We start from the raw sequence: 13,403 nt of genomic DNA, 5'->3' as shown, positions 1-13,403 counted from the left end.
CTGAAAAAACCCTGAGCCGGAAGTAGGGACACCCATATGCGCTCGCTCGTCGTACGGCTCTGTGAGGCACTGCTCCGCTGGGCCGCGCCCGACCCGGTGCCCCCCGAGGCGGAGGAAGCGCGGGAACCCGCCCCTCCCCCACCCCCACCCAGGTCCCCCGACGACATCTGGCCCTTCGAGCCCTACGCCAACCTCGTACGGCCCTACGTGCTCAGCCCCGAGGAGCTGTACACCAGCGGTATGCACAGCGTGGAGGCCCCCGCATGATGGACCGTCTGCGCCTGCTGCCGTGGACCAACCCCGACGGCAAGCCCTGCTATCTCGACCCGGACACCGCGCACCCCGGAGCGCTCTCCCTGCTGGCCGACAGCGTGGAGGCGTCCCAACTCGGTTCTGCCGATGCGGTGTTGGCCGGTAGCAAGGCCGTGCTCGGGGACGCGGCGGCCGGCGAGCGAGCTGTGCGGTTCGCGCTGACACGGGCCGTGGAGTCGTTGGAGGACGTACTGCGGATCGCCGTCAGCAGGGGGCGGCGCATCGGCGGCGCCGAAGCCCCCGAGGACCGCCCCTAGGCATGGGCGCTGATGCGCAGGACCCCGTCGGCGCCCTTCAGCGCAGCCTCGTCCGGCCCGTCCGCCGATACCGGGGCCGGACTCAGGGTCCACGTCGTGGCGCGCGGCCGGACCGCACCCCCGTGCCGGCCCGGCGTGGGCCCCGCCGGGTCGGAGGGGTCGTCGCCGTCCAGGCTCCCCGCCACGAACACGTACCGTTCCCCCACCAGCGGGCCCAGAACCGCGCCCGCGCCGTGCCAGTCGAGGTCCAGGTCGCGCATGCGCATGTGGCTGGGGCCGCGCTGGAGGTGGACGTTGTGGCCGAAGACCAGGGTCGGGCCGCGGTCGGCCTCGATGGCGCGGATGTCGAGGAGGTTCTCGACCATCAGCGCGTCGCGGGTGGCGAGCATGCGGGAGATCCGGACGCTCTCCTCGGCGGGGCGTGCCAGTTGCCGGTGGTACCTCAGGAGGCCGATCGCCGCCATGAGGTGGGCCTTCGCCCTGTACCACTCGGCCCGTGAGGTCGCCGCGATCAGCTGCGGCGCGCGGGCGTGGAACTCGGTGAGCATGTCGTCGGCCAGGCAGCGCAGCGCCTCGGCCTCCGGTGTGGCGCCGATCGAGCAGGCCGCGTCCAGCACCGCCTCGGTACGGCTCCACCGTTCGTCGTCACCGGCGAGGCTCGCGATGTCGAGGGCCGGGTCGGCGGCGAGGGCGAGGGGGGAGGCCAGACCCTCGTCGCGGGCCAGGTAGGCGCGGGCTGCTTCGAGACAGCGGCGCGGGCTGGGCGCGCTCATGTTCTCCATCTCGGCGTCGAAGCCGTGGAAGGCGAGGCGTTCCTCCGGCGGGCGGGTCCGGTTGTACTCGCGCATCCACGTGATCAGTTCCCTGTTGGGGGCCAGTTCGCCGCGGCCGAACGCGATGCCCTCCCGCATCACCTCGTCGAAGTCGCCGGTCCCGTCCCGCACATGGTCGTTCAGGGCGAGCGCGGGAACGCGGTCGGTCTCCAGGGCGATCGAACGGAAGCCCTCCTCGACGAGCTGGGCGAAGAGTTCGTTGCGGGCGTGCCCGAAGGCCGGTTCCAGGTGGGTCGGCTCACCGAGGGCCAGCAGGTCGCACGACGGGGTCACGAAGTCTCGAATGTCCTGACTCATGAGCCTCAATCGTATCCTTGAAAGATCGGTTGATACTTGGCGTCCCCTGGCGCGGCACGATGGCTGCCCAGAGGCGTACAGAGCACCCTCCCGTCCCGTAAAGTCTCAAACCGGTGATCAGCATGCGACCTTCCGACCTCGCCCGCGAGCACGGCCTCTCGACCCAGGCGGTCCGCAACTACGAGCGCGACGGGTTCATCCCCGCCGCCGAGCGGACGGGCAGCGGCTACCGGATCTACACCGAGGCGCACGCGGCGGCGCTCCGCGCGTTCCTCGCCCTCGTCCCGGCGTACGGCCACTCCGCCGCGGGCCGGATCATGCGTGCCGTGCACGAGGACGACCTCGACCACGCCCTGACGATCGTCGACCGTGGGCACGCCCAGCTGCTCCGCGACCGGGAGACCCTCGACGCGGTACGCGACGCGGTGGACCAACTGACGGCCGCCCCCACCCGCACCACCCGCACCACCCACACCGCCCACACCCTCACCGTCGGCGAACTCGCCCACCGGCTCGACGTCACCCCGGCGACCCTCCGCAACTGGGAGGACGCCGGCATCCTCACCCCCGCCCGGGACCCGCTCACCGGCTACCGCCTCTACCACCCGACCGACGTCCGCGACGCGGAACTCGCCCATCTCCTGCGGCGCGGGGGCCACCCCCTGGACCACGTCTCCGCCGTGGTCCGGCAGATCCGCACGGCCGGCGGCACCGATGCCCTCGCCGCCGCACTGGACGACTGGCGACGACGTCTGACCGTACGAGGCCTCGCCATGCTGGACGCGTCCGCCCACCTCAGCCGGTACCTGGGAGCACCCGGGCCACGCGCTGCGGGGCACGAAAAAAGCGGTTCCCCGCGCCCCGGAGGGGGCGCGGGGAACCGCGCGACCAGTCACGAACCACCCGGGCCCGACATCCGGACATCGGACATCCGGACATCCGGCCCTCGGCGATCCGGTACGACTAGTTGATGATCGTGATCCGGTTGGCCGCAGGCGGCGCGATCGGGTTCGTGGCCGAGGAGTTGGCGAGCAGGTACTGCTCAAGTGCCGCCAGGTCGTCCCCGCCGACCAGGTCGTTCGTGCCCAGGCCCAGCGTCGGGAAGCCGTCGCCGCCGCCCGCGAGGAAGCTGTTGGTCGCGACGCGGTAGGTGGCGGCCGGGTCGATCGCGGCACCGTTGAGCTTGACGGTGTCGGCGACGACGCGGTCCGCGCCGGACTTCGTCAGGTCGAGCGTGTACGTCAGACCGGACGACGGCAGCAGCACCTTCGGCACGGCGGTGTTCGTCCCGCTGACCTGCTCCTTGAGGATGGAGATGAGCTGGGCCCCCGTGAAGTCCTGGAGGTTGACCGTGTTGGAGAACGGCTGGACGGTGAAGCCCTCGGCGTAGGTCACCACGCCGTCGCCCTCGGTGCCCTTGGCCGCGTAGGTGAGCGGCGCGCGCACACCACCCGGGTTCATCAGCGCGAGGTCGACCTCGGGGTCGAGCGCCTTGCCGTACCAGTACTGCGCGTCGGCGATCAGGTCACCCATCGGGGACTCGGTGCCGGCGTTGGGCACGTCGGCGGATATGTAGCCGATGGCGCGGTTGCCGATGGGCGCGGCGAGGGTGTTCCACTTGCTGATGAGGGCCGTCATGTCGGCGGCCTTCTCGACGTCACGGGTGACCACGTGGTTCGCGGAATCCACGGCCGTGCGCGCGATGTCGCCGGTCTTGCGGTCGTACGTCAGCGTCGTGTCGGTGTAGAGGCGGCCGAAGGACGCGGCCGAGGTGACCATGCGCGGCTTGCCCGCCGGGTCGTTGATGGTGCAGGCGTACGCGGCGTGCGTGTGGCCGGTGACGAGGGCGTCGACCTTCGGCGTGATGTTCTTGGCGATGTCGACGATCGGACCGGAGATGCCGTCACCGGCGCCGGGCGAGTCGCAGTCGTAGTTGTACGACGTGGAGGCGGGGGCACCGCCCTCGTGGATCAGCGCGACGACCGACTTGACGCCCTGGCGCTCCAGCTCCTTGGCGTACTTGTTGATCGTCTTGACCTCGTCCTTGAAGGTGAGGCCCTTGACGCCCTCGGCCGAGACGACGCCCGGGGTGTTCTCCAGGGTCACGCCGATGAAGCCGACCTTGACGCCGTTCTTCTTCCACACCCAGTAGGGCTTCAGGAGCGGCTTCTTGGTCTTGTTGTCGATGACGTTCGCCGCGAGGTACGGGAAGTCGGCACCCTTGAACTTCTTGCCCTTGACGTAGCAGCCGTCCGTCGGGTGGCAGCCGCCCTTCTGCAGGCGGGCCAGTTCCTTCGCGCCCTCGTCGAACTCGTGGTTGCCGACGCTCGTGACGTCGAGGTCGAGCCCGTTCAGCGCCTCGATGGTGGGCTCGTCGTGGAACAGGCCCGAGATCAGCGGGGAGGCACCGACCATGTCACCGGCGGCGGCCGTGATCGTGTAGTCGTCGGCGCGGCGGGCTTCGCGCAGGTGCGTGGCGAGGTACTCGACACCACCGGCGTTGATCGTCTCGGTGTGGCCGTCCTCGTGGACGTGCGTGACCCGGCCCGAGGAACCGGCCGGCGGCTCCAGGTTGCCGTGCAGGTCGTTGAACGACAGCAGCTGCACGTCCTGGTACCGGCTCGGCTTGTCCGTGCCGGGCGGGTACTTCGCCTCACCGGCGCTCGCCGGGAGTGCGGCGGCCAGCGCCCCGACGGTCGCCAGCCCGGCCGCGACGGCGAGGGTCCGGTTACGGCGGCTTCTACGGCGCTGCGCTTGGGGTGTGGCTGACATGTGCCCCCCTGGTTCGTATGAGAGGTGAGAGAAACGTGAGATCGGCCCCGTCGGGCCGAAGCCTAGGGTCAACGCGCGTAGCGCGGCAGGGGGTTCATGGTTACGACCTGATTGCCGTCAGGGAGGACTGTTGACGAAACGGGATGAACAGCTCTCATGAAGTTCTCGCGAGGAGCCGCGAGGAGCCGCGCGAACAGCCACATTCAAGCCGCGCCCGCCGCACAGCAGAACCGACCGGGCTCATGGTCGCTCCCCCCACCGCACCCCCCGGTTAGTCTCGAACCCATGACCAGCGACGACACCGCCCGGCCCGGCGCAGCGGCAAGCGCAGCCGCCCGCAGTATCGAAACCCGCCTGGAACTCACCCCCGACCAGAAGGCCGCCGTCCTCGCCCTCCTCGACGAGGCCGCCCAGGTCGACGGCCAACAGGCGGTGTCCGAGCAGGGCCGCCTCCAACTCCGCGGCGGCCCCCGCGAAGGCGTGGCCCACCTCCTCCTCACCGTCGGCGACACCTTGGTGGGCTACGCCCAGTTGGAGGACAACGACCCCGTCGAGGCCCCGGCCGCCGAGCTGGTCGTCCACCCCTCCCACCGGGGCCACGGCCACGGCCGCGCCCTCGGCTCCGCCCTGCTCGCCGAGTCCGGCAAGCGGCTGCGCGTCTGGGCGCACGGCGGCCACTCCGCCGCCCGCCACCTCGCTCAGGTCCTCGGTCTCACCCTCTTCCGCGAACTCCGCCAGATGCGCCGCTCCCTGGCCGATTTCGACCCGCCCGAGCCGGTGCTCCCCGACGGCGTCACCGTCCGCGCCTTCGTCCCCGGAGCGGACGACGCGGCCTGGCTCGCCGCGAACGCGGAGGCGTTCGCCCACCACCCCGAACAGGGCTCCCTCACCCAGCGCGACCTCGACGACCGCAAGGCCGAGCCCTGGTTCGACCCGGCGGGCTTCTTCCTGGCCTTCCGGGGAGAGGAACTGGTCGGCTTCCACTGGACTAAGGCGCACGCCGCCGAACAGCTCGGCGAGGTCTACGTCGTCGGCGTACGCCCCGGCGCACAGGGCGGTGGCCTCGGCAAGGCCCTCACCACGATCGGTCTGCGCCACCTCGCCGCCCAGGGCCTGCCCACCGCGATGCTCTACGTCGACGCGGACAACAAGGCGGCCGTGACCGTGTACGAGCGCCTCGGCTTCGTGACCTACGAGACGGACCTGATGTACCGCAGCGAAACCTGACGTACCCGGAGTTTTCCACAGGCAGGGGGCGGTGTTGTTGACACCGCCCCCTCTCTTGCACCACCCTTTCACTACTCAATTAGTGAAAGGGTGGTTGTTCGAGTGGTCGAGTACCGCATCGACCGGCGCAGCGGTGTCGCCACCTACGTCCAGATCGTCCAGCAGACCAAACAGGCCCTGCGGATGGGCCTGCTGGAACCCGGCGACAAGCTCCCCACGGCCCGCGAGGTCGTGGAAGCCACCGCGATCAACCCGAACACGGTGTTGAAGGCCTACCGCGAGCTGGAGCGCGAGGGCCTGGTCGAGGCCCGCCGCGGCCTCGGCACGTTCGTACGGAGGTCGCTGGGCACCGCGCCCGTCGACTCCCCGCTGCGGGCCGAGTTGGACAGCTGGGCCGCACGGGCCCGGAAGAGCGGGCTCGAACGGGACGACGTGGAGGCCCTCTTCACGTCCGTACTGGACGAACACTTCACGACAGACAAGCGAGATCGGGGGGACCAGGCATGACGGGGACCGCGTTGGAAGTGGCCGCGCTCGGCAAGAAGTTCGGGTGGCGGTCCCGGGGCTGGGCACTGCGCGAGTGCACGCTGCGGCTGCCGTCGGGGCGGGTGTGCGCGCTCGTCGGACCGAACGGCGCGGGCAAGTCGACGCTCCTGGCCCACGCGGCGGGCCTGCTCGCCCCCACCGAGGGCACGATCAGCGTGCTGGGCACGACCCCGGCGGCGGCCCGCGAGCGCATCGCCTACGTCGCCCAGGACAAGCCCCTGTATCCCCAGCTGACCGTGGCCGAGACCCTGCGGCTGGGCCGCGATCTCAACACCCGGCGCTGGGACGCGGCCGTCGCGGAGCGGGTGGTGGAGGAGGGCGACCTGAACCGGAACGCGAAGATCCGTTCCCTCTCCGGCGGTCAGCGCACCCGGGTCGCCCTCGCCCTCGCCCTCGGCAAGCGGCCCGAACTGCTGCTCCTGGACGAGCCGATGGCCGACCTCGACCCGCTCGCCCGGCACCAGCTGATGGGCACCCTGCTCGCGGACTCCGCCGAGCACGGCACCACGGTTGTCATGTCCTCGCACGTCGTGGCCGAACTGGAGGGCTCCTGCGACCACTTGCTCCTGCTGGGCTCCGGACGCGTCCGGCTCGCGGGCCCGCTGGACGAGGTCCTCGCCGCGCACACCCTGGTCACCGGCCCGGCGGGCGACCTCGCTCCGCACACCGTGGTCGAGTCCCGCACGACGGGACGTCAGCTCACCGCGCTGATCCGCCCGCGGGGCCCGGTCGGCGGGGGCTGGCAGACCGCCGAGCCGACCCTGGAGGAGCTGATCCTCGCCCATCTGCGGGCGCCGGAGGCCCCGGCCCTCACGATCGACGACGCCGACGGGGACGCGGACGCGGACCGCGCGGACGACACCGACGGGGCCGAGACCCGGGGGGCGGCCGTATGAGCACCACGACCACCGAGGCCACGGAGACCATCGGGACCGCCCGTTCCGGGGACCCCGCCCCCGCCCCGGCCGTGATGACCCCGGCCCGGGGGCTGATCCGGGCGACGTTCCGCGTGCACCAGTCGGCCCTGTGGTTCTGGGGGCTGCTGGTGGGCCTCGCCGCCGCCGGACTGCTGTGGGCCGCCGGACCGGGCTACGACGCGGCCTGGGCGGCGTACGTGAAGAGCGGTTGCGCGGAGACCGACTACTGCACGATCGGCGCGGCCTACACGCGCTACGACACGGCCGTCTCCCTGGGCTCCACGGCCCTCACCCTCGCCCCGCTCCTGATCGGCGCGTGGGCGGGCGGCTCCCTGATCGGCCGCGAACTGGAGAGCGGTACGGCGAAGCTGGCCTGGACCCAGTCCGTCACCCCGGCCCGCTGGCTCGCCGCCAAACTCGCGGTCCCGGCGGCCGTGATCGTCTCCGGGACGGTCCTGCTGACCCTGCTGAACCGCCTGGTGTGGTGGCGCGAGGAGCGGCTGCGGCACACGCTGGGGACCCGGGACTGGTTCGAGTCCGCCATTTTCGCCGGTCACGGCACCGTCGCCACGGCGTACGCCCTGCTGGGCCTCGCGGTCGGTGTGTTCGCCGGCCTGCTGCTGCGCCGCTCGCTCCCCGGGCTCGCCGTCGGCCTCGTCGGCACCGGCGTCCTTGCGGGCACGCTCCAGTCGAACCGTCACCTGCTGTGGCCCGTCGACACCATCGTTTCCAAGACCGCGGACCGGGACTGGACCGGCGAGTTGGTCGACCGCGGCTTCGTCACCAGCACCGGTGAGCGCGTTTCGGACGTGGCGTGCACGGACGACTCCTGCGGCCGGACCGACGCCGTCAGCTTCTACGCCGACTTCCACCCCTCCTCCCACTTCTGGCCCCTCCACCTGGTCGAGACGGCCATCGTCCTGACCGCCACCGCCCTGCTGGTCTGGGCCGCGTTCCGACTGCTGCGCCGCCGTACGGGAGGGACCGTATGAGCACCGAGACCCTCACCACCGCGCCCCCGGCGGACACCGCCGCCCGCGGTGGCCTGACCTGGACCGTGTGGCGCGTGCACCGCCCGGCACTGCTGGCGTGGAGCGCGTACGTGCTGCTCATGGTCGGGTGGATGCTCTGGCTGCGGTACGTCACGGGCGCGGAGATACGCGCGGAGCGGGCCGCCTGCCGGAAGCTGGAGAACGGGTGCATCGACCTCGGGTCCGCCTTCGACTACGCCTCGGCCATGAGCTCGATCGGCACCTTGATCGCCTACTCCTCCTACGCCGTGGCCGCCTGGGCGGGGGCCTCACTGACCGGCCGTGAGCTGGAACGGGGCACTGCCCAGCTTGCCTGGACCCAGTCCGTCACCCCGGTCCGGTGGCTCACCGTCAAGCTCGCGGTGCCCGCCGCCGCGCTGACCGTCGGCATGGCCGTCCTGGTGCCGGTCTACCGCTGGGCCTGGTCCACGAACCGGGATCTGCGCGGCGACGAGTGGTACTACACCGACCCCTTCCTGAACCGCGGCCCCGCGGTCCTGGCGTACGCCCTGTGCGCGTTGGCCGTCGGCGCCCTGGTGGGAATCGTCCTCAGGCGCGCGCTGCCCGCGCTCACCGTGGCCCTCGGCTTCATGGTCGCGTTCCACCTCTGGTTCGACGTTCGGTTCGACGAGCTGTGGCCCTCCACGACGCTCCGCGGCACCGCCGCCAGCAGGCTGCCGATGACGGCGGACCAGCTGGAGCTGGGCGCCGTCACCGGCTCCGGTGCCCGCGTCGACGACCTGAGCTGCTTCGACGCCGATGCCGACGTCGACTACACCAGGTGCATGAGCGGAAAGGGCTTCACCGATCTGTACGCCGAGGTGCACCCGGCGTCCCACTTCTGGCCCCTGCACCTCGTGGCGACCGGCATCATCCTCGCCGTCGGGGTCCTGGCCACCGCCGCCGCCTTCTGGCTCCTGCGCCGCCGCACCCGCTGACGGCGCGCTCCCTGAGGCCGCACCCGGCCCGAGCCGCGACCCGGGCCCTGGACCAGGCACGCCCCTCCTACGGGGGGAGGGGCGTGCCGACGGCGTACGGCCGGTGAACGGCGGGTGATCACCAGAAGGCGTACGCCGGGGTGCGGCGCACGCCGGCGCAGAACCGGCGGTCCTCCCTGCGCTATCCCACACGTAAGGTCGCCGTAACCGGCGATTCAGACGGCCTTGCGACGCTTCCGCAATGAACCCCGTCGTGCCCGAGCCCTCGCCTCCCCCACGCAGCGGCCCAAGCAACGGGAACAGCACGGGGGACGACCCCCGCACGCCCGCGCCCGTCGCCCCGCACCACACCGCCGATGTCGTCGACGTCGTGGCGCGCATCGACGCAAACATCGCCGAGAACGCGGCCTCGAACGCCGCCTCGCGCGTCCCGGCACTCCCACCGGCCCTGTCCGACGCGCCTGTGATGCTCGCGGCGCGGAACAATGGTTCTATGAGCCAGTCCAACGCCCAGGCAGCCCAGGTCCAGCACGCGCAGCCGTCCGTCGGCTCCATAACCGGCCACCGCCCCCACACGGTGTCGGCCGTGGTGTCCGACCTGGAACCCGACATCGACGCCGACCTCGACGCGTACGAGGAGGACTACCAGGGCGGCGAACGGCTGCCGCAGGGCCGTTTCCTCGACCGGGAACGCAGCTGGCTCGCCTTCAACGAGCGTGTCCTGGAACTGGCCGAGGACCCCCACACCCCCCTGCTCGAACGAGCGAACTTCCTGGCCATCTTCGCCAGCAACCTCGACGAGTTCTTCATGGTCCGGGTGGCCGGCCTGAAGCGCCGCATCGCCACCGGCGTCGCCACGAGGTCCGCCTCCGGCCTGCAGCCCCGCGAGGTGCTGGAGATGATCTGGGCCCGCTCCCGCGAGCTGATGGCCCGGCACGCCGCCTGCTTCCACGAGGACGTCGCCCCGGCGCTGGCCGAGGAGGGCGTGCACCTGGTCCGCTGGAGCGAACTGGCGGAGAAGGAGCAGGCCCGCCTCTTCACGCTCTTCCGCCACCAGATCTTCCCGGTGCTGACCCCGCTGGCCGTCGACCCGGCGCACCCCTTCCCGTACATCTCGGGCCTCTCCCTGAACCTGGCCGTACGGGTCCAGAACCCGGTGACCGGCACCTCGCACTTCGCCCGCGTCAAGGTGCCGCCGCTGCTGTCCCGCTTCCTGGAGGCCTCCCCGGGCCGGTACGTCCCGCTGGAGGACGTGATCGGCGCCCATCTGGAGGAGCTGTTCCCGGGCATGGAGGTGCTGGAGCACCACGCCTTCCGGGTCACCCGCAACGAGGACCTGGAGGTCGAGGAGGACGACGCCGAGAACCTCCTCCAGGCCCTGGAGAAGGAACTCATGCGGCGCCGCTTCGGGCCGCCGGTGCGCCTGGAGGTCGAGGAGAACATCAACCAGGAGGTCCTGGACCTGCTGGTGCGCGAGCTGAAGATCAAGGAGTCCGAGGTCTACCCGCTGACGGGGCCCCTGGACCTCACCGGCCTCTTCCGCATCGCCTCCCTGGACCGGCCCGAGCTGAAGTACCGCAAGTTCGTCGCGGGCGTCCACCGCGACCTGGCCGAGGTCGAGTCGGCGTCCGCGCCGGACATCTTCGCCGCCCTGCGCAGCCGGGACGTGCTGCTGCACCACCCGTACGACTCCTTCTCGACGTCGGTGCAGGCGTTCCTGGAGCAGGCGGCCGAGGACCCGGACGTCCTCGCCATCAAGCAGACCCTGTACCGGACGTCCGGCGACTCCCCCATAGTCAACGCGCTCATCGACGCGGCCGAGGCGGGCAAGCAGGTCCTCGTCCTGGTCGAGATCAAGGCGCGCTTCGACGAACACGCCAACATCAAGTGGGCGCGCAAGCTGGAGGAGGCCGGCTGCCACGTCGTCTACGGCCTGGTCGGTCTGAAGACCCACTGCAAGCTGTCCCTGGTGGTCCGCCAGGAGGGCGAGACGCTCCGCCGCTACAGCCACGTCGGCACGGGCAACTACCACCCGAAGACGGCACGGCTGTACGAGGACCTGGGCGTGCTCACGTCGGACCCGCAGGTCGGCGCGGACCTCTCCGACCTGTTCAACCGGCTCTCCGGCTACTCACGGCGCGAGACCTACCGCCGTCTCCTCGTCGCGCCCAAGTCCCTGCGCGACGGGCTGATCGCCCGCGTCAACAAGGAGGTCCAGCACCACCGGGCCGGACGTCCCGCGCACGTCCGCATCAAGGTCAACTCGATCGTGGACGAGGCGCTCATCGACTCCCTGTACCGGGCCTCGCAGGCGGGTGTGCCGGTCGACGTGTGGGTACGCGGCATCTGCGCCATACGGCCCGGCGTCCCGGGCCTGTCGGAGAACATCCGGGTCCGCTCGGTCCTCGGCCGCTTCCTCGAACACTCCCGGATCTTCGGCTTCGGCAACGGCGGCGAGCCGGAGGTGTGGTTCGGCAGCGCCGACATGATGCACCGCAACCTCGACCGCCGGATCGAGGCCCTGATCCGGGTCACCGACCCGGCCCACCGGGCGGCGCTCAACCGCCTGCTGGAGACCGGTATGTCCGACACGACCTCCTCCTGGCACCTCGGTCCCGACGGCGAGTGGACCCGGCACTCGACCGACGCGGACGGACAGCCCCTGCGCAACGTCCAGGAGATGCTCATTGACGCCCGGAGGCGCCGGCGTGGCACAGCGACACCTTGACCCCACGAACACCACGGCCGCTCCCGCGGATGCCGTCGCCGGCTATCTGCGGGAGCGGGCCACGGAGTTCCTCCGCGCGCTGCGCACCCACCGGGAGACCGGTGGGGGCACGGCGTCCGGAGCCGAGGAGTCCACCGACGCGGCGCTCGCCCTGCGCCGCTCGGCCCGCCGCATCAGCGGCACGCTGCACACCTTCCGGCCCCTGCTGGACGCCGACTGGTCGGAGTCCCTCCGCCCCGAACTGGCCTGGCTCTCCGGCACGTTGGGCCGTGAACACGCCTACGCGGCCCGCCTGGACCGCCTGGTCACCGCCCTGAACCGGCTGTCGGGAGCGACCCCGTTCCCGGCCCAGGGGACAGCCCAGGGGACACCCTCCAAACCCGTCGCGGGCAGTCGTGCCACCGGGGCGGCACGACCGGGCGCGCCGGCACCGGGGGCCGCCGCCCCGCACGCCCACCCCGCCCCCGACCGCGGCAACCTCACCGTCGGCGCCGCGAAAGCCGGCGCCCTGCTGGACCGCCAGCTCACCCTCGCCCGCACCCGGGCCCACTCCGCGGCCCTCCAGGCCCTCGGATCGAGCCGCTTCCACGCCGTCGCCGACAGCGTCGCCGTCCTCGCCAGCGAGGTCCCCCTCACCCCCACCGCCACCGCCGCGGACCTCGGCCCCCTCGCCGCCGCCGCCCACGACCGCCTCCGCGACGCGGTCACCGGCCTCCCGCTGCACACCGCCGGCCGCCCCTACAACGCCGAGGCCCTCATCCACGGCCTCTCCCCGGACACCGCGCCCCACCCCCAGGACGCCCCCTGGCACCAGGTACGCCTCCTGCTCCGCCTCCACCGCTACGCCCTGGAGGTCCTGCACCCCGAGGCCGTCCCCGTCGACGTACGCCTGCTGGCGGCCGGCGAGGCCCTCAACCGCCACCGCGACGCCAGCGAGGCGGCCTCCGCTGCCGCGGCCGCCGCCCGCACCCCGCGTATCGCCCCGGCCACGGCCTACGCCCTCGGCGTCCTCCACGCCGACCAGCGCCACGAAGTGGAGGCATCCCGGTTCGCGTTCCAGCAGTGCTGGCAGAAGGAGGCGGTGAGCACGCCGTGACCGAGAACACCGACGCCGTCGTCCGGGCGGCCGGCTGCGTGCTGTGGCGCCGCGCCCCCGGGGGCGGCGGCCTGGAGATCTGCCTGGTCCACCGGCCGAAGTACGACGACTGGTCGCACCCGAAGGGCAAGCTGAAGCGCGCCGAGGACGCCCTCGCGGGCGCGCTGCGCGAGGTCGAGGAGGAGACCGGCCAGCGGTGCGCGCCGGGGCCCCGGCTGCCCACGGCCCGTTACTTCGTCAACGGCCGCGCCAAGACGGTGAGTTACTGGGCGGCCAAGGCGACCGGCGGCGACTTCGCACCGACGGCCGAGGTGGACCGGATCGCCTGGCTGGACCCGGCCGCCGCCCGCGACCGGCTCACCCAGCCCCGTGACCGCGAACTGATCGACGACTTCCTGGCGACCCTCCGCCACGCGTAGGGTCCCCGCCCCCGCACCGCACGCGTGGGG

13 protein-coding genes are annotated in these 13,403 nt (G+C 72.0%); 11 read left to right on the top strand and 2 right to left on the bottom strand.

All coding sequences use genetic code 11. The annotated features are described in order from the left end of the window. The first annotated feature begins 36 nt into the window (after nt 1-36). Entirely contained in the window at nt 37-267 is a 231-nt protein-coding gene (locus tag K1J60_RS23610) for a hypothetical protein (RefSeq protein ID WP_220647921.1), read from the top strand. Further along, on the top strand, nt 264-569 hold the full coding sequence (locus K1J60_RS23605; protein ID WP_220647920.1) for a hypothetical protein: 306 nt from the start codon (nt 264-266) through the stop codon (nt 567-569). The genes K1J60_RS23610 and K1J60_RS23605 overlap by 4 nt, the downstream gene beginning before the upstream one ends. Here K1J60_RS23605 and K1J60_RS23600 read toward each other — a convergent pair. Further along, nucleotides 566-1,699 carry an erythromycin esterase family protein gene (locus K1J60_RS23600; protein ID WP_220647919.1) on the bottom strand — a complete coding sequence of 378 codons (1,134 nt, stop codon included), beginning with the start codon at nt 1,697-1,699 and terminating at the stop codon, nt 566-568. The two genes, K1J60_RS23605 and K1J60_RS23600, sit on opposite strands and share 4 nt — an antisense overlap. A 122-nt stretch (nt 1,700-1,821) precedes the next feature. Between K1J60_RS23600 and K1J60_RS23595 the strand changes: the two genes are divergently transcribed. Continuing rightward, nucleotides 1,822-2,670, top strand: a complete 849-nt coding sequence (locus K1J60_RS23595) for a TioE family transcriptional regulator (protein ID WP_220647918.1) — start codon at nt 1,822-1,824, stop codon at nt 2,668-2,670. Here the strand turns inward: K1J60_RS23595 and K1J60_RS23590 are convergent. Further along, the gene (locus K1J60_RS23590) at nt 2,663-4,471 is read right to left on the bottom strand and encodes a bifunctional metallophosphatase/5'-nucleotidase (RefSeq protein WP_220647917.1); all 1,809 of its coding nucleotides are present in this window, start codon (nt 4,469-4,471) and stop codon (nt 2,663-2,665) included. The genes K1J60_RS23595 and K1J60_RS23590 overlap by 8 nt on opposite strands. A gap of 285 nt (nt 4,472-4,756) precedes the next feature. On the opposite strand from K1J60_RS23590, the gene mshD reads away from it, so the two are divergent. From mshD to K1J60_RS23550, 8 genes are all read left to right on the top strand, one after another. Next, on the top strand, nt 4,757-5,698 hold the full coding sequence (gene mshD, locus K1J60_RS23585) for a mycothiol synthase (protein WP_220647916.1): 942 nt from the start codon (nt 4,757-4,759) through the stop codon (nt 5,696-5,698). A 102-nt stretch (nt 5,699-5,800) separates the two neighbouring features. Then, entirely contained in the window at nt 5,801-6,205 is a 405-nt protein-coding gene (locus tag K1J60_RS23580; RefSeq protein ID WP_220647915.1) for a GntR family transcriptional regulator, read from the top strand. Then, on the top strand, nt 6,202-7,140 hold the full coding sequence (locus K1J60_RS23575; RefSeq protein ID WP_220647914.1) for an ABC transporter ATP-binding protein: 939 nt from the start codon (nt 6,202-6,204) through the stop codon (nt 7,138-7,140). Before K1J60_RS23580 ends, K1J60_RS23575 begins: the two co-directional genes overlap by 4 nt. Then, nucleotides 7,137-8,153, top strand: a complete 1,017-nt coding sequence (locus K1J60_RS23570) for an ABC transporter permease (protein WP_220647913.1) — start codon at nt 7,137-7,139, stop codon at nt 8,151-8,153. Before K1J60_RS23575 ends, K1J60_RS23570 begins: the two co-directional genes overlap by 4 nt. After that, nucleotides 8,150-9,130 (top strand): ABC transporter permease, encoded by a 981-nt coding sequence (locus K1J60_RS23565; RefSeq protein ID WP_220647912.1) that lies wholly within the window; start codon nt 8,150-8,152, stop codon nt 9,128-9,130. The genes K1J60_RS23570 and K1J60_RS23565 overlap by 4 nt, the downstream gene beginning before the upstream one ends. Nucleotides 9,131-9,623: 493 nt before the next feature. Next, on the top strand, nt 9,624-11,858 hold the full coding sequence (locus K1J60_RS23560) for an RNA degradosome polyphosphate kinase (RefSeq protein WP_220651649.1): 2,235 nt from the start codon (nt 9,624-9,626) through the stop codon (nt 11,856-11,858). Further along, nucleotides 11,839-12,954: a CHAD domain-containing protein gene (locus K1J60_RS23555; RefSeq protein WP_220647911.1), complete on the top strand. Its 1,116-nt coding sequence runs from the start codon at nt 11,839-11,841 to the stop codon at nt 12,952-12,954. Before K1J60_RS23560 ends, K1J60_RS23555 begins: the two co-directional genes overlap by 20 nt. Continuing rightward, a complete protein-coding gene (locus K1J60_RS23550; RefSeq protein WP_220647910.1) occupies nt 12,951-13,373 on the top strand; it encodes an NUDIX hydrolase in 423 nt (140 codons plus the stop codon). The genes K1J60_RS23555 and K1J60_RS23550 overlap by 4 nt, the downstream gene beginning before the upstream one ends. Nucleotides 13,374-13,403: the final 30 nt, after the last annotated feature.

The sequence above is a fragment of the Streptomyces akebiae genome (assembly GCF_019599145.1).
GTDB classification, from domain to species: domain Bacteria; phylum Actinomycetota; class Actinomycetes; order Streptomycetales; family Streptomycetaceae; genus Streptomyces; species Streptomyces akebiae.
This window is presented reverse-complemented; position numbering and strand designations above follow the sequence as displayed.